The sequence below is a fragment of the Bifidobacterium sp. LH_730 genome, assembly GCF_056355835.1.
In genome coordinates, this window is sequence record NZ_JBKETB010000001.1 from 142,960 (window position 1) to 161,244 (window position 18,285).

At 64.8% G+C, this 18,285-nt stretch carries 30 protein-coding genes and 1 tRNA gene; 30 read left to right on the plus strand and 1 reads right to left on the minus strand.

Annotated features, from left to right (window positions below):
* Positions 1 to 34 precede the first annotated feature (34 nt).
* From AC1AUD_RS00720 to AC1AUD_RS00820, 21 genes are all read left to right on the plus strand, one after another.
* Entirely contained in the window at positions 35 to 241 is a 207-nt protein-coding gene (locus AC1AUD_RS00720) for a hypothetical protein (protein ID WP_476571146.1), read from the plus strand.
* The gene (locus AC1AUD_RS00725; protein ID WP_476571148.1) at positions 234 to 437 is read left to right on the plus strand and encodes a hypothetical protein; all 204 of its coding nucleotides are present in this window, start codon (positions 234 to 236) and stop codon (positions 435 to 437) included. The genes AC1AUD_RS00720 and AC1AUD_RS00725 overlap by 8 nt, the downstream gene beginning before the upstream one ends.
* Positions 434 to 670, plus strand: a complete 237-nt coding sequence (locus AC1AUD_RS00730) for a hypothetical protein (protein WP_476571150.1) — start codon at positions 434 to 436, stop codon at positions 668 to 670. The genes AC1AUD_RS00725 and AC1AUD_RS00730 overlap by 4 nt, the downstream gene beginning before the upstream one ends.
* Positions 667 to 936 (plus strand): hypothetical protein, encoded by a 270-nt coding sequence (locus AC1AUD_RS00735; protein WP_476571152.1) that lies wholly within the window; start codon positions 667 to 669, stop codon positions 934 to 936. Before AC1AUD_RS00730 ends, AC1AUD_RS00735 begins: the two co-directional genes overlap by 4 nt.
* The gene (locus AC1AUD_RS00740) at positions 933 to 1,457 is read left to right on the plus strand and encodes a hypothetical protein (protein ID WP_476571154.1); all 525 of its coding nucleotides are present in this window, start codon (positions 933 to 935) and stop codon (positions 1,455 to 1,457) included. Before AC1AUD_RS00735 ends, AC1AUD_RS00740 begins: the two co-directional genes overlap by 4 nt.
* Positions 1,454 to 1,696, plus strand: a complete 243-nt coding sequence (locus AC1AUD_RS00745) for a helix-turn-helix domain-containing protein (protein ID WP_476571156.1) — start codon at positions 1,454 to 1,456, stop codon at positions 1,694 to 1,696. Before AC1AUD_RS00740 ends, AC1AUD_RS00745 begins: the two co-directional genes overlap by 4 nt.
* 9 nt (positions 1,697 to 1,705) lie before the next feature.
* Positions 1,706 to 1,936, plus strand: coding sequence for a hypothetical protein (locus AC1AUD_RS00750; RefSeq protein WP_476571158.1), 231 nt, complete (start codon positions 1,706 to 1,708; stop codon positions 1,934 to 1,936).
* 54 nt (positions 1,937 to 1,990) lie between these two features.
* Positions 1,991 to 2,167 carry a hypothetical protein gene (locus AC1AUD_RS00755; protein WP_476571160.1) on the plus strand — a complete coding sequence of 59 codons (177 nt, stop codon included), beginning with the start codon at positions 1,991 to 1,993 and terminating at the stop codon, positions 2,165 to 2,167.
* Positions 2,168 to 2,191: 24 nt separating this feature from the next.
* Positions 2,192 to 2,914, plus strand: a complete 723-nt coding sequence (locus AC1AUD_RS00760) for a hypothetical protein (RefSeq protein WP_476571162.1) — start codon at positions 2,192 to 2,194, stop codon at positions 2,912 to 2,914.
* A 495-nt stretch (positions 2,915 to 3,409) separates the two neighbouring features.
* Positions 3,410 to 3,766, plus strand: coding sequence for a hypothetical protein (locus AC1AUD_RS00765; protein ID WP_476571164.1), 357 nt, complete (start codon positions 3,410 to 3,412; stop codon positions 3,764 to 3,766).
* A gap of 15 nt (positions 3,767 to 3,781) precedes the next feature.
* Positions 3,782 to 5,749: a nuclease-related domain-containing protein gene (locus AC1AUD_RS00770; protein WP_476571166.1), complete on the plus strand. Its 1,968-nt coding sequence runs from the start codon at positions 3,782 to 3,784 to the stop codon at positions 5,747 to 5,749.
* A 100-nt stretch (positions 5,750 to 5,849) separates the two neighbouring features.
* Positions 5,850 to 6,296, plus strand: a complete 447-nt coding sequence (locus AC1AUD_RS00775; protein ID WP_476571168.1) for a hypothetical protein — start codon at positions 5,850 to 5,852, stop codon at positions 6,294 to 6,296.
* A gap of 65 nt (positions 6,297 to 6,361) precedes the next feature.
* On the plus strand, positions 6,362 to 6,493 hold the full coding sequence (locus tag AC1AUD_RS00780) for a hypothetical protein (protein WP_476571170.1): 132 nt from the start codon (positions 6,362 to 6,364) through the stop codon (positions 6,491 to 6,493).
* A complete protein-coding gene (locus AC1AUD_RS00785; RefSeq protein WP_476571172.1) occupies positions 6,493 to 7,140 on the plus strand; it encodes a hypothetical protein in 648 nt (215 codons plus the stop codon). Before AC1AUD_RS00780 ends, AC1AUD_RS00785 begins: the two co-directional genes overlap by 1 nt.
* Positions 7,141 to 7,149: 9 nt before the next feature.
* Positions 7,150 to 7,656, plus strand: a complete 507-nt coding sequence (locus AC1AUD_RS00790) for a hypothetical protein (protein ID WP_476571174.1) — start codon at positions 7,150 to 7,152, stop codon at positions 7,654 to 7,656.
* Positions 7,657 to 7,695: 39 nt separating this feature from the next.
* Complete coding sequence (locus tag AC1AUD_RS00795) at positions 7,696 to 8,025, plus strand: hypothetical protein (RefSeq protein WP_476571176.1); 330 nt, start codon at positions 7,696 to 7,698, stop codon at positions 8,023 to 8,025.
* A gap of 2 nt (positions 8,026 to 8,027) precedes the next feature.
* Positions 8,028 to 8,213: a hypothetical protein gene (locus AC1AUD_RS00800; protein ID WP_476571178.1), complete on the plus strand. Its 186-nt coding sequence runs from the start codon at positions 8,028 to 8,030 to the stop codon at positions 8,211 to 8,213.
* A complete protein-coding gene (locus AC1AUD_RS00805; RefSeq protein ID WP_476571180.1) occupies positions 8,210 to 8,761 on the plus strand; it encodes a hypothetical protein in 552 nt (183 codons plus the stop codon). The genes AC1AUD_RS00800 and AC1AUD_RS00805 overlap by 4 nt, the downstream gene beginning before the upstream one ends.
* Complete coding sequence (locus AC1AUD_RS00810) at positions 8,758 to 9,318, plus strand: hypothetical protein (protein WP_476571182.1); 561 nt, start codon at positions 8,758 to 8,760, stop codon at positions 9,316 to 9,318. Before AC1AUD_RS00805 ends, AC1AUD_RS00810 begins: the two co-directional genes overlap by 4 nt.
* A gap of 14 nt (positions 9,319 to 9,332) precedes the next feature.
* The gene (locus tag AC1AUD_RS00815) at positions 9,333 to 9,665 is read left to right on the plus strand and encodes a hypothetical protein (RefSeq protein ID WP_476571184.1); all 333 of its coding nucleotides are present in this window, start codon (positions 9,333 to 9,335) and stop codon (positions 9,663 to 9,665) included.
* Complete coding sequence (locus tag AC1AUD_RS00820; RefSeq protein WP_476571186.1) at positions 9,662 to 10,093, plus strand: hypothetical protein; 432 nt, start codon at positions 9,662 to 9,664, stop codon at positions 10,091 to 10,093. Before AC1AUD_RS00815 ends, AC1AUD_RS00820 begins: the two co-directional genes overlap by 4 nt.
* Before the next feature lie 188 nt (positions 10,094 to 10,281).
* Here the strand turns inward: AC1AUD_RS00820 and AC1AUD_RS00825 are convergent, their stop codons facing one another.
* Positions 10,282 to 10,887: a hypothetical protein gene (locus tag AC1AUD_RS00825; RefSeq protein ID WP_476571189.1), complete on the minus strand. Its 606-nt coding sequence runs from the start codon at positions 10,885 to 10,887 to the stop codon at positions 10,282 to 10,284.
* Between the two features lie 99 nt (positions 10,888 to 10,986).
* Between AC1AUD_RS00825 and AC1AUD_RS00830 the strand changes: the two genes are divergently transcribed.
* The 9 genes from AC1AUD_RS00830 to AC1AUD_RS00870 all read left to right on the plus strand — a co-directional run bounded on the left by AC1AUD_RS00830 (position 10,987) and on the right by AC1AUD_RS00870 (position 18,201).
* Complete coding sequence (locus AC1AUD_RS00830) at positions 10,987 to 11,358, plus strand: VRR-NUC domain-containing protein (protein ID WP_476571192.1); 372 nt, start codon at positions 10,987 to 10,989, stop codon at positions 11,356 to 11,358.
* Positions 11,359 to 11,553: 195 nt separating this feature from the next.
* Positions 11,554 to 11,629, plus strand: a tRNA-Gly gene (locus AC1AUD_RS00835).
* A 150-nt stretch (positions 11,630 to 11,779) separates the two neighbouring features.
* Entirely contained in the window at positions 11,780 to 13,810 is a 2,031-nt protein-coding gene (thrS, locus tag AC1AUD_RS00840) for a threonine--tRNA ligase (protein ID WP_476571195.1), read from the plus strand.
* Positions 13,811 to 13,999: 189 nt separating this feature from the next.
* Positions 14,000 to 14,758, plus strand: a complete 759-nt coding sequence (locus tag AC1AUD_RS00845) for a YebC/PmpR family DNA-binding transcriptional regulator (protein WP_476571197.1) — start codon at positions 14,000 to 14,002, stop codon at positions 14,756 to 14,758.
* 5 nt (positions 14,759 to 14,763) lie between these two features.
* Positions 14,764 to 15,348, plus strand: coding sequence for a crossover junction endodeoxyribonuclease RuvC (gene ruvC / locus AC1AUD_RS00850; RefSeq protein ID WP_476571199.1), 585 nt, complete (start codon positions 14,764 to 14,766; stop codon positions 15,346 to 15,348).
* Positions 15,349 to 15,398: 50 nt separating this feature from the next.
* Entirely contained in the window at positions 15,399 to 16,025 is a 627-nt protein-coding gene (ruvA, locus tag AC1AUD_RS00855; RefSeq protein WP_476571201.1) for a Holliday junction branch migration protein RuvA, read from the plus strand.
* A 54-nt stretch (positions 16,026 to 16,079) separates the two neighbouring features.
* A complete protein-coding gene (gene ruvB, locus AC1AUD_RS00860; protein ID WP_476571743.1) occupies positions 16,080 to 17,150 on the plus strand; it encodes a Holliday junction branch migration DNA helicase RuvB in 1,071 nt (356 codons plus the stop codon).
* A 53-nt stretch (positions 17,151 to 17,203) separates the two neighbouring features.
* Entirely contained in the window at positions 17,204 to 17,620 is a 417-nt protein-coding gene (gene yajC / locus AC1AUD_RS00865; RefSeq protein ID WP_476571203.1) for a preprotein translocase subunit YajC, read from the plus strand.
* Positions 17,620 to 18,201 carry an adenine phosphoribosyltransferase gene (locus tag AC1AUD_RS00870; protein WP_476571745.1) on the plus strand — a complete coding sequence of 194 codons (582 nt, stop codon included), beginning with the start codon at positions 17,620 to 17,622 and terminating at the stop codon, positions 18,199 to 18,201. The genes yajC and AC1AUD_RS00870 overlap by 1 nt, the downstream gene beginning before the upstream one ends.
* Positions 18,202 to 18,285: the final 84 nt, after the last annotated feature.

Genomic DNA, 18,285 nt, shown 5'->3' on the forward strand with positions numbered 1-18,285 from the left:
CCGACGAACACCATCACCGCAAGGAGAAACACTCATGCACAGTCCCGGAGACGAACTATTGAAAAACGCGTTCCACCGCGGCGGCTACACGGAGATCGACGACCACACGCGCGGCATCGCACGCCGCCTCGTCGACGGCGGACTCGCCGTCTGGTGGCGCACGCTCCTCGGCAGGGAGGCCATCCGCCTGACCGAAGCCGGACAGGCGCGCGTCAAACGCATCGAAGGCCGCAATGCCTGACACCCTGATACTCGTCGACGACACGGGCCGGCCCGACGTGCAGGCCATGGCCGTCAACCGCCTCCAATCCGAACCCAGCCTCGTCCCATCGGGACAGGGACCCGCGTTCCTCACCGGATACCAGGCCGGCTGGGAGAAGGCGCTGGCATTCGCCGTCGAACTCGAACGACGCCTCGAAACGGAGGAGACCGCATGAACCCGGCGCGACTGATCGAACTCCTGACGTTGGCGTTCCCGTTCGTCCTGTCGAAGGACGGGCCAGGATGGCCGCGCGTCTCGTCCGGCGTGCTCTGCGCCTGCTGGCTGATCGTCGCGATCAGGTCGGCCGTGACGGGCTCATGGACATGGGAGTCGGATGCGGCCGCGATGCTCGCATTCTCCGCGGGCATGACCGTCGCCCTCCGCCCGGGCCGAAAGGGACTCCGATGAGCGGCGAGGGATTCCAGACACGACTACTGCAGGCCATGTGCCGTTGGCTCGTCCGCCAATGGGAGCGGGATCCCGACGATTACGAGGCGATGCCCATGACCGTCACCGGGTACGAATACGAGCCCGCGCACGATGACGGATACTGCGACACCTGCTCCTACTGGGAGCCCGACATGCTGACCATCCGTTACACGGACGTCACGGGTTGGGAGACCACTCGCATGATCGAAATCCGCTTGGACGAATTCCTGAAGGAGCTCACTTGAACGACACCGAACGACTACAGGCACGCCTCGAGGACGACATGGAGACCACACGCTTCCACGAGACGCCGCCCGCCCCACCCACGCGCGAAACCACGCCTTCCGAACCCATGGACGCCATGATCCCGGAAGCGAAGACGCCCATGTCGGACGCGGCGCGACTGACCCGCCCATGGCCCATGCCTCGCACGATCGCCATGCTCGCCATCATGTTCGTCCCGTTGGCCGTATGGCTCGTCCACGAGCCCGGGGCGTGTATCCCGGGCATCCTTTCGCTCGTGGACTTCGTCCTGATCCTGGTCCTCTGGTCGACCGGCCGCCCCTATGGGAGCATGCCCGCCGACCTGGAGCGCGCATGGCACGTCGAGGCATTGCGCATCCGCCGCGACCCCGCCTCCGGGCGACTGCGCGCGCTCGTCGCCCGCCGTGGCAGGACCATGGAATGCACGCTCATCGTCAGAGGATTGCGCGCCTGGCTGGTCGAAGACGACGGGCGCGTGCTGCGCCGGGAGGAGGATTGGTGACCGACCCGCTGCGCCAAGCCACCGGCCTCGTCCTGCGCGAACGACGCAAGAGACTGGGATTGCGACTGAAGGACGTCGCCCTGGAGATGGGCACGACCCCCGGGTGGCTAAGCTCGATCGAGACGGGAAGCAAGCACGCCAAGTGGGATACGCTCGAACGGTTCGCCGACGCGCTCCACTGGTCGATGCCCGACCTGTTGCGCGCAGTCGCCGGTGAACTCGACAAGATGGGCGCATAATCACATCACATGACCACAGCACTGTTCTCCACGTTCATGCTCGCCGCCGTATGCCGGCTTCTCCTCGCCATCGCCGCCGTGTTCAGCGGCGCCGCCATGGAGACAGTGCGCAACCCGCACCGGGGACGATTCGAGGCGGTCTGGTGGAGCGTCCTGTATTGGCTGAGCATCACGTTTGCGACCATATGCCTGATCGCTGTCCCCTTGCCCGTCGTCCTCTGGTTGCGCGGCATGCTCTGACCGATTCGGGGACGCATACGGGTCCATGACAAGCCTCAGCCAAGGAGAAGCATCATGGACCCGAAGACCATCCGCACCATCATTCTCACCGCCGCGATCGTCATGGCGATGGTCGGCGGCGTGACCATGTGGCACGCGCAGGCAGGATGGCCGACCATCCTCCTGTCGCTCATGTTCGTCACGGGCACCATGACCCTGCTCATGTACGCGTGCGTGCGCGCCATGCGCTGACATGGAGGCGCATAGCCGCGCCCCATGGACATCCGAATCATTCTCATCATCGCCGCCATCATCGCCGTGCTGTTCGCCAGCACGCTCGTCAGCCAGAAACGGCACGAACGGCAGGTGGCGCGCGAAAAGAAGGTCGATGCCAGGGGATTGGAGCATGCCATCCATCCGGACGACTGGAACCCTTTGATCAACGTCGACCCGATCCTGCACGCGCACACCGACCCGCACGATCCCGAACGATCCATCATCCGCATGGATGGCGCCAACGGCAAGTGGGCGACCATCCATAGGGAGGGCGACTGGCTCATCCTTGACGCGACCCGCGGCGACACGACGGACGACGGCGTGCGCCGCGTGCACGTGAACGCCACCCCGCGCATGCTGCGCGACGAAACCAAACGGCTCCTCCAGGCCGGCACCGCCGCCGACCCGAGGCGGGAGCCCGGACTCACGTCGACGCGACCGGAGGAACGTGACCTGGACGGCATGCTCGGCCGCGACCTCGCGATCCTGATCGAACGCGACCCCATGCTCGAAGCCACCCCCGACCCCACGGACCCGCGCGCATGCCACGCCACCATGAAAGGCAGGCCGGGCGTCGCGGTGAACGTGCGCAAGGACGACGCCCTCGTCACCCTCCAGACCGAACGAGACGGCAGACAGTGGGGCGACCGCATGACATTGGACCGGAACGCGAACCCGGGGATCTTACGCGACCGTGTGAGGCGCATGCTCGAGAAAGCGTGACCCCCGGGCGCGCGGAGGGCGCGGGGAAACGGGCGCGGCGCAAGCCGGCCCTCCCGTCTCCTCGCCTTCCCCTCCCGCCTTCCCTTTTCTCCCATCTTCCCCTCCCGCCAATCCTTTCTCTTTTCCCCCACATTCCCGCGTCACATCCGAAGACCTGGGCCATTCGATTCCCGCCTCCAAAGCAAAGCAATCCACCCTCACGTACCTTCGAAAAACAACCCAACGCAACCGCCCACTCACGCGACATAAGAAACCACCGAAACCCACGAACCAAACGCAACCGCAACAACGAAAAAGAAACAAAAGAGAACCAACGATCCAAAAGCAGACAAAGCCAATAACCGCAACCAATCGAACACACATCCACAACGCTAAAACATCATCCAATCACTCTCCTATCGAAGGTCGGAAAACAGGGCGCGCGAAAAACCGGGGAAAAGCACGATGCCAGCCGACCGGCATGGGCGCCGGTTCCGCGGACGCATGTGACCGGATGTGAAACCACTGCATCTCTTCGACGAATCGGAACGCGAACGGCTCACCGACGCTCCGTTGGGGCAACTGGACGACGAGTGGCTGCTCGCACGCCGCTTCTGGGACTCCTACCATTACGAGATCCGCGGGGATGTGATCGTCACATGGTTCGACAACGTGCCCGGCGTCGCCAGCGTATGGGTGAACGACCGTTCCCCACGCGACCTGTTCTTCACGCGCATGCGCATCAGCCCCATCGGACAGGCGCGCGCCTACATGGTCTGCGGCAGAAGGTTCTGGCGCGTCGACCTGCCCGGAGCGCCATACGAAGGATTCCCCAGCCGCGACCAGGCCATCGAATACCTCGCCACCGCCTGACGCATAGCGGCCGGCATGATCGCAACCATCCTCTTCATCATCGCGATCCTCCTGTTCCTCAACGGACACTGGATCTGGGGCATCATCGCATTGTTCGCATGGCTCATGTGGCTCGGACGCGACGGCGCCAAAACCAACAAGACGCGGACCGGATCACACGCGCCCACGCCGTACATGAACACCACGGCGGAACGGACCACCGGATACGATCCGCAAGACCAATCATTGCGCGACCAGAGGGACCAGCCCAGCCGTGAGACCGATGGCACCTACGGGATCAGCGACAAACAGCTCTACTATCTGCTGCACAATTGCATCGCGAGCGTCAAGGGCCTGCCCGGCAGCGGCCTGTCCGACAGCGGCTTCGACCAGGCGCGGCAATGGTCCGGCCAGGCGGGCGAGCGCAGCATCGCCAAGGCATTGCTCGCCTCCGGCGTCATGGACCGCCCCGACGTGCGCGTCTGGTACTCATTGCGCAACCCCAACGACGAGTCGGGCGACGCGGACATCGACATCGTGCTCGCCCATGGCCGCGTCGTGTATTTGCTGGATGCGAAGCATTATTCGCCCGACGGGTTCGGCGAGACGCTGCAATGCCCGAACCTGAACGGCCGGTACGAGTCGGCGCCATGGACGCTGCTGACCACGGGCGGCAAATCGTACAAGGCGAGCGGCAACATGATGTGGGCCAAGCAGTCGATCGGCAGGGACCTTGGTCCGACCGTCGACCTGCAGGCGTACGTGCTGCTCGCCCGCACGGCGCACGGCGTGCCTGGCACGCAGAAGGGCACGCGCTGGCCGGGCGACATCCACGCGCGCAACGCCGACAATTGGATCCGCGAGCTCCTCATGGAACTGCGGGCGGAGCCGTCCATGCCGGTGCCCGACCAAATCACCGACTATTTCGACGGGCTCGTCAAGGACTCGGAGTGGGAGCAGCGCAAGCCCGGGGAGAGGGCGACCCGCACCGTCGCCCAACTCCTGGGTGGGAAACACAAGGGGAACGCGAGCAGGAGCATCCGCGAAACCGACGATCCCCAGCCCGCCATGAACGCGTCATCCAAGACGGAACCCGACTCCGCCAAACGGGAGGAGTCCAAGCCGGAACATGATACGGCCGCGCATGCGGACGCCATCGCGGTCCCGGCCGCTTCCGGCATACCGGAGACCACCGGTTCCGTCGGGCTTGCGCCCAACATTCCCGTGATCCGCCTGCCCGGCCTGCCGGTCATCGCCGACACGGAGAAGGAGGGCTGGTGGATGACCGGGCACACTGATTTGAAGTGGGCGATGCAACCGGGGTCCAAGGCCAGCGGTGAGACCGACGACACGTATGGGATCGACGACGCGGACCTGCCCGCCCTGTTGTCGGATTGCAAGGCGAAGGTCGTGGGCCTGCCGTGCGATCGTAGGGACGATGGGGACGGGGACATGCGCGGAGGCGCTGGCCTCGCCAAGGCCATGCTCCATCATGGTCTGCTGGACCATGGGAACGTGTGCGTCTGGTTCGACGTGGACAACCCGCTCGAAGGGGCCGGGGGCACGGGCGTGGATGCGATCGTCGCCTACGACGACCAGGTCATACTCCTCGATTTGAAGCATTGCGAGCCGTCCCGGACGGGCGGACTGCTGACCTGCCCGCCCGTCGTCACACGGACGCAGGCCGCCCCATGGGAATTGCGCACGGACGACGGCAAATCGTATCCGGCGAGCCGCAACCTCGGATGGACCCGGTACGCGGTCCGACTCCTGTTGAAGGACCTTGATTGCACGCAGGTCGATGCGGTCGCGCTCCTGGCGCGCACCCCGCACGGCATCCCCGCCACACAGCAAGGCACCAGATGGCCGGGCGATGCGCTCGCCCGCCCGATCGACCAGTGGATGGCATGGCGGGCCGCACAGTTCGAGCGCGGGTTCGCCAGCAAGCCGGTGGATCCCAGGGTCGTCGACCGCATCAATCGCATCTGCCGGTACAAGGCGTGACGCCATCACCGTGTCCGCCGGGCCGCTTCTCTCCATGGGATGGTCCGTCGGACGCATGTCCGTGGAAGGCTACGAAGAAAACACGGAGAGGAACACGGGAATGGCCATGAACGACATCACGCTTGTGGACGACGATCTGCTGATGCTGCGCGACACGATCGACGGAGCCAGTCTGACCAGCTTCGACCCCGATACGGGGCGAGTGCTCACGGAGCACCGGCTCGACGACACGGACCTGCGGCTCGTCAGGGACTGGTGCGAACGCCGGCTCGCCGCACGCGCACGGCACGGGGAACCGGCGGGGGAGGATGTTCCCGCCCGTCCGCCCGTGTCCGAAGGGGAGTCGGCGGCGATGGACACGATCGTCGCCCTGCTCGAATGGAACGGGGCGATGAACGTCACCGACCTCATTCCCATGGTCGAGGCCAGGCACGGGTCCGACACGGCCCGCGACGCGTTCTGGATGCTCTGGGACACGGGATGCATCGACTTCAAGGCAGGAGGCAGCGTGAACCTCGGCGGGGAAGACACGGAGACCGGACGGTGAGGACCAAGGGGGACGCTCTTATTCTCGCCGACCATACGCTTCTAGTCGGCGACAACATGAAGCACGTGACCTTGACATTCATGGACTCCGACGGCCATGAATACGACCTGCGCCGCCTGACATGGGAAGAGGTCAGGGAACTACGCGACTGGGCCAGCCGGCGCCTCGCCATCCGCAAACGTTCGGAGGCGGCGTGATGGCACGGCCCCTCATGCTTCTCGACTTCGACGGAGTGATCAACCCCTACGGGTACGCGCACCATTTCAAATGGGATCCCGAACGCCATTACAAGCCTGACAACACCCGCTTCCCCACGGTGATGGTCGCCGGCGAGCCCACGCGCGTCGGCATCCGCTGGAACAGTGACCTCGCCGAACGACTACTCAGGCTCATGCAGAAGGACGTGCTCGACATCCGCTGGCTGTCCACCTGGCAGGCCGACACCATCGCCATCGATGCCAAGCTCGGCTGGCCCATGCTCGCGTTCGAACCATTGCGCGACGGGCACAGCCGCCATGCCAAGTGGATCCCCAAGCTCGATATCGTGCGCATGTACGCGAAGGCCGGCGGCCGGCCGATCGTCTGGGTGGACGACGTGGAATGCTCGCCCGACGCGCTTGCCGAACTACAAGACCTGGAACCCGAGCATCCGATCCTCATGGTCGGCCCGGACCATCGGACCGGCATAAGCCGCCCCCAGATGGCTCTGATCGAACGATTCGCACGCCACCCGGACGCATACACGGGCGTCACCCTCAGCATGGAGACGGGCGACGATTCCCGCGGGCGGGAGGGTCGCGCGCCCAGACCCCGCGATCCCGCGGCGGACGGTCCGGAGAGTTAGGAGCGAAGAATGATCGATGTTTCGGATTGGATACGGCAGGCGGAAGGCCAGTATGCATCGCATCCCATGATGTCCTTCCTGTTCGCCGTCGCTGCGACGGGAGCGCTCGTCGCGTTCCTTTGCATCGTCCACGAGGAGTGGGGCGAGGAACATTGGTGGAAGACCATCGGCGCCGGCGCCATCTTCGCCGTGGCCCTGGCGGCGATCGTCCTGGCGGTCGGCGGACCATTGTCCTGGATGATCGCCAGGACCGAGGGGAGCCCCGAGGCTTCGTTTGTCTCGACCGTGGAGGAGAGGTATGGGGTCGAACGTCTGGAGGTCCGTGGCATGCGGACGACCCGTCCCTCCGGCTGCGCCGACCGGGACTCCACGTGCGACGCCATCCCTCTGGCGGGCAGGTACAAGGCCAGTTGGATACAGGGCACGAGGCTCGAGGCCGGTGTCCTCGAATATGGGGACGGGCATGTGACGCTCTACGACGCCGACGGCAGGCCGGTCGGAAACGGGGACGCATGAGCAGGGTGACGAAACCCAGCCACCGAGGAGCCCACCGATATGGTCGACGCGCCCATCGAACACCGCATGTTCCCGCATGTGATCGGTGCGTGGAGCAAGGCCCGCGAACGCCGGGTTGAATCCGCCCTGTTCACCCTGTGGAGGGCGGATGCCGGCGAATGGTGGCTGGTGACCGGTCCGATGGGCATCGTGTTCGAGTCCGGCGGACGGCACATGCCCGGTGATTTCGACGACGGCCAATTGGACCGCCTGCTGCGCGCCCAGTTGAAGCATCCGGAGCGTTGGCCCGGCCTGTACGAGGAGTACCGGCGTTGCAAGGTGCCCGTCTCATACCCATTCACCAACGACGAGACACAAGAAGGAGCCTGACCATGAGGACCGTAAGCATCCATTACACGCAGACGCTCGAGACCACGTTCGAACTCGACGTGCCCGACGACGTCGACATGGAGGAGTGGATCGACATTCATAGGGACGATTGGGAGTCGCGGGCGGACACCGACCTCGAGCTCGTCTCCGCCGACTACGAGATCATCGGCGACGGGGAGACGGCATGATTCCGCACGGCTTCACGTTCACCGACCACACTGGCGACCCGGTGGACACGCCGGAATCATACGACGAGCCTCTGGTTGCGGCGCCCGACTGGAATGATGCGGACGATGTCCGCAGACTCCGCCATGAGCTCGCCAACCTGTTCCACGACACGTTCCAGGACGCCATGGCGACGCTCGGAGACAGACTGGACCCCGGGGACAGGCTCCTCGCCAGACTGTTCGTCGCGGAGGCGATGCTCGACGCGGCCTGCAGCCTGGAGGAGGGCGCCGCCAACATCGCGCTCGCCCTGCGGCATGGGAACGCCGACCCGGCCGTCGACCTGCTTGAGATGGACGACATGGGCGGACCGGACGACATGTACCCGTATCTGGCTGAGATCCGCGGGCTCGCCGCCCATGCGAAGGCAGACGGGAACCGCACGTGCGTACGCGTGCTTCAGACTCCGGACGGAGACGGATACACTGCATGGAACGATGACGGACAGGTGCGCGTCGACCATGTGTTCTCCGTCTTCCCCGATGACACGGACGACGGGGAAGACGTATGACCCGCAACATCTACGCCGCCGACGGGCACGGGCGCATCCACGCATTCACCCCGGATTGCTGGCGAAAATACGGCGCGAACTACACGCGCGTCGACGCGCGCACGGCCCGCCGGCTCATGCTTCAGGTCGAGGGCATGCCCAGGTTCAAGGCGAATTGTCCGGCGCACTACATGGCGGCCCGGCTGCCCGAGGGGCGGCGGCATGACGACGTGCCCCGCGAATGGTGGCTCTGCCTGCGGGCCGCGTACACGACCCGGTGGATACGGTTGCAGACCGACTTTGACCTCGACCTCGCATGCCGGGTCATCGATGCGTGGGGCGATGGCGCCGAGCATCATGTCACGGTGATGCGCGCCACCCGCGGATGGGTGCGCCGCCAGCTGCTGGGTTCGAAGGAGAGCGGCGCGCAGGACGTGAGATGCAGGCTCGACATGACGCTCGAAACGAGGACACGACTGATCGAGTTCGCCGACATGCTTCCATACGAAGGACCGCGCGCAAGCGACGATCAGTATGCGCGAATCCGGGACGCATTCTGGGACATGTTGCAGGAGTGAATAAGGAGACGACGATGGATTTGGAGAACATGGAATGCGACGGTCAGGGGTACGTGACGCTCCGGGACAAGGCGAACGGCGACCTGTTCCGATTCAAACCCGTCCGCACCGTCAAAATTGGAGATCACATCGCATTGATCGACCCGATGGCCGTCGACTACTGGCTGGACGCTTACGAAAACGCGAGCCTGCCGGACAGGCCGGGGGAGGGGCGCATCCGTCTGCAGGCTGATTGCAGCGAAGATGGCCGAATCGTCGCGGACGTGCGCCTCGTGGAGGAGACCCCGGATGCGTTCATATGTGCGGGCGACGAGTGGCCGAAGGACGATTGGGAGCGGATCGCGTGAACGGCGAGACACGGAAGGCGCGTCCGGTGAAGGCCATGCCGTTCGAAGTCATACAACATTCGGACGAGCCCGGAAGCCGATACGATTTCGCCTGGCCGGAGACCCGTTGGCAGATCGTGGACGCCGGGACCGGGGAGATACTGGACGACGCGCAGGGATACGGATACAAGACGGCCAGGAACGCGCACGCCGCATGGGGCTACAAGTCGATGCCCCGGGCGAAGAGGAAGGCGCGCGAGACCCTGAGATGCCGGGTGGCCGCCTGGTGCAAACGCAACGAACGTTTCGTGGAAGATCTGCGGGACATCATGTTCGAATACGCGAAGAACGGCGGGGAGTTCACCGCCGCCGACTTCCAAAGGTTCGCCGACGACGGGCATGTGGACCTCGAGGGACTGCGGCCCGTGCAGATCATGCGCGACTGGTGACTGCGTCTCGCCGCATCATCCCCGGATGAGGCCGGCGGGCGTCGTTTATCTGCGGAGGTCGGGAAGAGGGCGGCCCCGCGGCCGGTCGTGGTGGGAACAAGGAGAGGGAGGGCCGCCCCTGTCCGGGCGGGCCGATCCCCGTTGGCTCCGGGTCCGCCCATGGTCCCGTATCCTACGCGTAGGACCGCCTAGAACCCGTATTGCGTGGGGTCGAGCAGTCCGCCCCTCTCCCTGTCGCGCGCGTCCAGCCATGCGGAGGCCTTCCTACCGAACGGCAGGAGCGGGCCGGCGGGCGCGGGCCCGTAGGAGGCGATGAGCTGTTTGCGTCCCTCCTGGTCGACGTGGAGGCGCAGGCCTGTGACGGGCGCGTCCACGGTTGGGTCGCGGCGTTCGTTCATCAGTCGTTTGGCCCGGTTCATCAGGCCCATGGTCGCGTCCACGCGCTCCATGGTCCGCTGGTCGGCGGGCTGATTGTTCTCGAGTTCGAGCATGCAGCCCGTGCCGTCGTCACGGCAGGATATGACGTGGCTTTCCCATGGGCCTTGGTCGACGTCGTCGCCCGCCTTGTCCTCGATCTTGACGCGCCGTCCCGACGGGGTGACGGCGTCATGCTGGGATGAGGTGACGCTCCCGTAGGGGGTGACGTATGTGGCGCTTCCGTCCGCGTTGGCGTATTCCCGTCCGAACGCCGGCGGGGTGAGGTCGCTGTCGTCCCCGTGCGCCCCGTCGCCCTTCGCCCAACGGCCTCCAGTGGGAGTTCCCTTCGGTTCTCGCGCCTGCTCCTTGCCGCCCATGTATCCGCTCCTTTTCCAATATGGAGGATTGTCCTTCGTTCCCCCGCTATGCCTGGCGGACGCATCCCCGTGTCATGTCGAGGGGATGGGAGGTCCGTCGTGTCCGAGCGTGAGTCGGTGGTCGAGGCGGCGTTCCGCCGCGCCTGCGCGGGGCGCGGATGGGTGTGCTGGAAGCTGGCCGTGCCGGGGGTGGCTGGCGTGCCCGACCGCATGGTGTTGATGCCGGGCGGGCGGATCGCGTTCGTCGAGTTGAAGCGTCCGGGCGGGCATCCGCGCTGCCTGCAACTGGCGGTCATGCTCCGGTTGATCGGACTGGGGTTCCGCGCGCGCGTGTGGGATGGCCGGCGGGTGGGCGCGCCGGCTCCGACGGGGGATGGGGCTCCCGTGTGCGATTGGTCCGATCCGATGCCCCTCGAAGCGTTCCTCGACGTGCTGTCCGCCGACACGCCGGCGGAGCCGTTGCGCGAGTAGGTGTGCCGCATGGTATGCCGCACGTCGATTTGCGTGGCGGCGGGACGGGGTGTAATGTCTCCTTTCGTTGCCGCAAGGCAGCCGCGCTGTGACAGACAACCGAAGATCGTTGATTTTCGAGGCGTGTCGGAATGCTTGTTTGGGTTCCTACATCGCCCACTGGGATGGTTTCATCCCGACTGGTTCACAGTCCTTGCGGACATAGCTTAGTTGGTAAAGCGCAACCTTGCCAAGGTTGAGACCGCGGGTTCGAGTCCCGTTGTCCGCTCCAGAAGCCTCGCGAAAGCGAGGTTTTTTCATATGTTCTCAGGCTTTCCCGCGTTCCCGCTTTTGTCACCCCGCGGTCCTATTGTTGACCTGTCACAACCACAGTCCAGACCTGCACATTGGTAACGCGGGTCCAGATAGCAAAGGACATATCATGGCGCAAGCTACCATCTCCATCACGGTCAACGGCGAGGCGAAGGAGGTGGAAGCAACCGACACCGGCACCCAGATCTTCGCGGACGACAAGAACATCGTCGCCATCCGACTCAACGGCGAACTGCGTGACCTCTACACGCCCCTGAGCGACGGAGATACGGTCGAATCCGTGTCCCTCGACTCCGAGGACGGCGTCAACATCATGCGTCACTCCGCCACGCACGTCATGGCCCAGGCGGTCCAGGAGCTGTTCCCGGATGCCAAGCTCGGCGTCGGCCCCGTCATCAAGGACGGCTTCTACTACGACTTCGACGTGGAGCGCCCCTTCACCCCGGAGGACCTCAAGGAGATCGAGAAGCGCATGCAGCGCATCATCAAGTCCTCCCAGTCTTTCCGCCGCCGCGCCGTCACCGAGGAGGAGGCGCTGGCCGAGGAGGCTGAGCAGCCTTATAAGCTCGAGCTCATCAAGGACAAGGAGGCGCACCTCGACCCCGAGGCGGCCACCGAGATCGATGAGAAGGAGCTGAGCTTCTACGACAACGTGGACCGCGACGGCAATGTGGTGTGGAAGGACCTGTGCCGCGGACCGCACCTGCCGAACACCCGCTTCATCAAGGCCTTCAAGATCGAGCGCTCCGCCGCCGCCTACTGGCGCGGCAGCGAGAAGAACCCGATGCTGCAGCGCATCTACGGCGTGGCCTTCTTCTCCAAGGACGAGCTCAAGGCCTATCAGACCCGCATCGAGGAGGCCGCAAAGCGCGACCACCGCAAGCTGGGTCAGGAGATGGATCTCTTCTCCTTCCCGGACGACATCGGCCCCGGTCTGGCTGTCTTCCACCCGAAGGGCGCCGCGATCATCAACGCGATGGAGGATTACTCCCGCGAGATGCACCGCAAGCACCACTACAGCTTCGTGCAGACCCCGCATATCACCAAGGGCGGCCTCTACGAGACCTCCGGCCATCTGCATTGGTATAAGGACGGCATGTATCCGGCCATGCGCTTGGACGAAGAGCGTGACGCCGACGGCAATGTGGTCAAGCAGGGCTTCGACTACTACCTCAAGCCGATGAACTGCCCGATGCACAACCTGATCTTCAAGGCGCGCCAGCGCTCCTACCGCGAGCTGCCGCTGCGCCTGTTCGAGTTCGGCACCGTCTATCGCTACGAGAAGTCGGGCGAGGTCCACGGACTCACGCGCGTGCGCGGCTTAACGCAGGACGATTCCCACATCTACTGCACCCGCGAGCAGATGAAGGACGAGCTGACCAACTTGCTCACCTTCGTGCTGAACCTCCTGAAGGACTTCGGCCTGACCGACTTCTATCTGGAGCTGTCCACCAAGGATCCGAACAAATACGTCGGCTCCGACGAGATCTGGGACGAGGCCACGCGCACGCTGGCCGAGGTCGCGCGCGACTCGAACCTCGAGCTCAAGGACGATCCGGGCGGCGCCGCGTTCTACGGCCCGAAGATCTCCGTGCAGGCCCGCGATGCGATCGGCCGCACCTGGCAGGTCTCGACGATCCAGCTCGACTTCAACCTGCCCGAGCGCTTCCAGCTCGAATACATCGCGAAGGACGGCACCCACCAGCGCCCGGTGATGATCCACCGCGCCCTGTTCGGCTCCATCGAACGCTTCTTCGCCGTGCTGCTCGAGCATTACGCGGGCGCCTTCCCGGCGTGGCTCGCCCCCGTGCAGGTCACCGGCATCCCGGTGGCCGACGAGTTCGGCGACCATCTGAAGTCCTTCGTCGAGGATCTTGAGTCCAACCTCGTGCGCTGCGAGATCGACTGGTCCGACGACCGCTTCGGCAAGAAGATCCGCAACGCCTCCAAGTCCAAGGTGCCGTTCACGATCATCGTCGGCGGCGAGGATGCGGAGAAGAACGCGGTCTCCTTCCGCTTCCGCGACGGTTCGCAGCTCAACGGCGTGCCGGTCGAGGAGGCCAAGGCCGGTATCCTCAAGGCCATCGCCGTGCGCGCGCAGATCAACAGCGCCGACGACTACCAGGCTGCCATCGCCTGATCCCCAATCTAAGTCCCTGCTGGCGGACTGTCGGGCAAAGCCCGGCTGGGATGGTCGCAAACGAATTGTCGCGGCCATCCCGGCTTCGTTTTCCCTGATGTTCACCGTCGGCAGGGTTGGTGATTGTTTGTCGTTTTATCGCCATACAATCAGTTCGTTTGCCATTCTCTAAACCCGAACGGAGGGAACATGTCGGGTCATTCCAAGTGGGCGACCACCAAGCATAAGAAGGCCGCCATCGACGCCAAGCGCGGCAAGCTGTTCGCCAAGCTCATCAAGAACATCGAGATCGCGGCCCGCATGGGCGGCGGCGACCCGGACGGCAATCCGTCGCTGTTCGATGCCATCTACAAGGCCAAGAAGGCCTCCATGCCCGCCGACAACATCAAGCGCGCCGTCAAGCGCGGCTCCGGTGAGGAAGCCGGCGGCAAGACCTACGAGGACATCGTGTACGAGGGCTACGCGCCGGCCGGCGTGGGCCTGATCATCGAGTGCCTCACCGACAACCGCAACCGCGCGGCCGCCGAAGTGCGCTCCACCCTGACCAAGGGCAACGGCTCGCTGGCCACCAGCGGCTCCGTGTCCTTCAACTTCGAGCGCAAGGGCCAGATCGCCATCCCGTCCGAAGGCGTGGACTTCGACGACCTGTTCGAGAAGGCCGCCGAGGCGGGCGCCGAGGACGTGACCGACGAGGGCGAGATGTTCGTCGTCGTCACCGATCCCTCCGACGTGCACTCCGTGCGTCAGGCCCTGGTCGACGCCGGCTTCGAGTATGATTCCGCCGATCTGGTCATGGCTCCGAAGAACGAGATCGAGCTCACGCTCGAGGATGCCCGCAAGGTCTCCAAGCTCATCGACAACCTCGATGACCTCGACGATGTGCAGAACATCTACGCGAACTGGACCGCCTCCGACGAGGTGATGGAACAGCTCGCCGAGGAAGAGTAATCCTCGTGATCATCCTTGGCGTCGACCCCGGGCTCACCCGCTGCGGGGTCGGCGTGATCGAAGCCGGCGCACACCGCCGGCTTTCGTTTATTCACGTCGATGTGGTGCGTTCCGCGCCGGATGTCTCGCAGGACCTGCGACTGCTTGCCATATATAACGGGCTGGCGGAGAAGATCGACCGCTTCGCGCCCGACGCGGTGTCGATCGAACGCGTGTTCGCGCAGTCGAACCGCAACACGGTGCTCGGCACGGCGCAGGCCGCGGGATTGGCGATGCTGGCCGCCGCGCAGCGGGGGATTCCGGTCGCGTTGCATACGCCGACCGAGGCGAAACTGGCGATCACCGGCAACGGACAGGCCGAGAAGGTGCAGGTCGAGCGGATGGTCGCGCGCATCCTCGGGCTCGACCGCATGCCCACGCCCGCCGATGCCGCCGATGCGTTGGCGTTGGCCATCTGCCATGCGCTGCGACCCGCCGGGGCGTTGCAGGGAGGCGAACGCGAACAACATCTGACCCCTGCGCAACGGCAGTGGACCCAAGCCGCGCAGCGGGCCAATCGCTCCCGGCGTTCGCCGGATCGAGGGATGTAGGTCAGCAGCTTTCGATACACTGTCGAACAGGTGTTCGAAAGTGAGGACATATGATTGGGCTGCTGCGGGGCGAGGTCGAGGCGGTGGACGCCGCCATGGCGTTGATCGTCGTTGGGGGAGTGGGCTACGAGGTCCGCATGACCTCGTCGGATCTATCGAAGATGCATGCCGGGCGCGAGGCCACCGTCTTCACTTCGATGGCGGTTTCGCAGGATGCCATCACCCTGTTCGGATTTCTTGAATCCGCGTCAAAGCGCATGTTCCTGCAATTGCAGAAGGTGTCGGGCATCGGTCCGAAGGTGGCATTGTCATTGCTCTCGACTCTGAATCCCTCCCAGCTGGCCAAGGCGGTCGCCGATGGAGACGCGACGGCGCTTGCCAAGGCTCCGGGGCTCGGCAAGAAGGGCGCGCAGAAGATCATCCTCGAGCTGAAGGGGTCGATCGATCTGACGCGTCTTGACGACGAGGCGGCCCCGATCGCCGAGCGCCGCGATCCCGAGGACGTCGGTTCGATCCAAGTGGTCGAGGGGCTGATCTCACTTGGCTGGCGTCAGACCGACGCGGAGCATGCGGTGCGCATGGCCTGCGAGGATAATGCCATCCCCACTCCTCTGGCAGCCGATGACGTGCCGCGCGTGCTCCGACTCGCGCTGGCCTCGCTGGACAGGGGCCGCTGATGGCAGCGGCGCATATTGCCAACGGATCTGATAGGAATGGATGACGTGGACGACATGAACGAGATGGACGAGCGCAGCGTGAACCGCGGTGCGAACGAGGAATCGCTGCGCATGGTGTCGGCCTCGCCCGTGGGCAATGAGCCGGTCAGCGACGAGGAACTGCGCCCGCATGCCCTCGACGGGTTCATCGGTCAGCCCCTGCTCAAAGCCCAGCTGCAACTGTTCCTCGACGCGGCGCGCAAACGCGATGTGCCGCCCGACCATATCCTGCTGGCGGGGCCTCCGGGTCTGGGCAAGACCACGCTGGCGATGATCGTGGCCAACGAACTTGGCGTGCCGATCCGCGTCACCTCCGGCCCGGCGATCCAGCATGCGGGCGACCTCGCCTCGATCCTGAGCTCACTCGACGCCGGCGAGGTGCTGTTCATCGACGAGATCCACCGTCTGCCCCGCGCGGCCGAGGAACTGCTCTACATCGCGATGGAGGATTTCCGCGTCGATGTGATGGTGGGCAAGGGGCCGGGCGCTTCCTCGATTCCGCTGACGCTGCCCCGATTCACCGTCATCGGCGCCACCACACGCGAAGGCATGCTCCCGAGCCCTTTGCGGGCCCGCTTCGGCTTCACCGCACACCTCGACTTCTACCCGCATGAGGAGCTGGAAAAACTCATCGAGCGCTCCGCAGGTGTGCTCGGCCTTGATCTCAACAGCGGCTCGGCCTCGCAACTGGCGCGGCGATCCCGTGGCACGCCGCGTATCGCCAACCGTCTGCTGCGCCGCGTGCGCGACTGGGCCATCGTCCACGACCTGCCCCAGGTGGATCCGGACGATGTGCGTGAGGCGCTGGCGCTCTATCAGATCGACACCGAGGGTCTCGACCGTCTCGACATCGCCGTGCTCAATGCCATCGTGCGCAATTTCGACGGCGGCCCGGTCGGCCTCAACAATCTCGCGGCGATGGTCGGCGAGGAGTCGGAGACCGTCGAAACGGTGTGCGAACCGTATCTGGTGCGCGAAGGCTTCCTCATACGCACGCCGAAGGGCCGAGTCGCCACCCAAAAGGCCTGGGAACACCTCGGACTGACGCCCCGCGACCCGAGGGATGATGTCAGCAAGCTCTTCTAGTATGTGGTGGTTGGCTTAACAACGATTTGACAAACATATCGCAAGGAGACCTCGTGGAGAGCAGCATCTTTCTCATCGTCATCGTCGTGCTCATGGGCGGCATGATGTGGTGGCAGTCGAAGAAGGCCAAGAAGCAGCAGCAGGAGCGCCAGGACTTCCGCGCCAACCTCCAGCCGGGCACCGAGGTCATCACCATCGGCGGCGTGATCGGCAAGGTCGTCTCCGTGGACACCCAGTATGAGGAGATCGTCATCGATTCCGAGGGTTCCAACATGCGCTTCACCTTCAACGCCATCAGCAAGGAATACGTGCGCCCCGCCTACATCCCCGATGACGCGGTGGACGAGAACGACAACCCGCTGCCCACCGAGGATGCGACCGATGCCGAGGCCTCCGACGAAGCGCAGAAGCCGATCGACGCGATCGAGGCCGGCAACGCCGAGACCACGACCGACGCCCAGGCCAAGTGATTATGACCAGCGACATCGTTATCAAGGATCTTGCGGCCGTCGGCCGGGAGGATGCCGAGTATCTGGTGTCCCTGATCACCACGACGCCGGACTTCCCCAAGGAAGGCATTCACTTCCGCGATTGCATGCCGGTGTTCGCCGATCCCCGGGGATTCAGGATCCTCGTCGATGCGATGGCCGAGACCCTTCCTGTGCCGGTCGATGAATTCGATGCCGTGGCCGGACTTGAGGCCCGCGGCTTCCTCTATGCCGCCGCATTGGCCACCCGACTGGGCAAGGGCTGCGTCGCCGTGCGCAAGGCCGGCAAGCTCCCGCCCGAAACCTATGCGGTCGAATATGGCTTGGAATACGGCACGGCCAAGGCCGAGATCGAGAAGGACGCCCTGAAACCGGGGGAGCGGGTTATCCTCGTCGACGATCTCATTGCCACCGGCGGCTCCGCCAAGGCCGCGAGTGAACTTATCGCCAAAGCCGGAGGCAAAGTCGTCGGCTACAGCTTCATGATGGGCCTCGAGGGCCTTGATGGCGTGTCCCAGCTTGGGGATGCTCCCATCACCACTCTCGTCACCATGCCGGCCTAGTTCCGGCGAATCTCGTGTGGAGATGGTCGGCCACACCGCCATCCTTCGCCATGCATTGAACACAAACGCTATGGTCCCCACGGG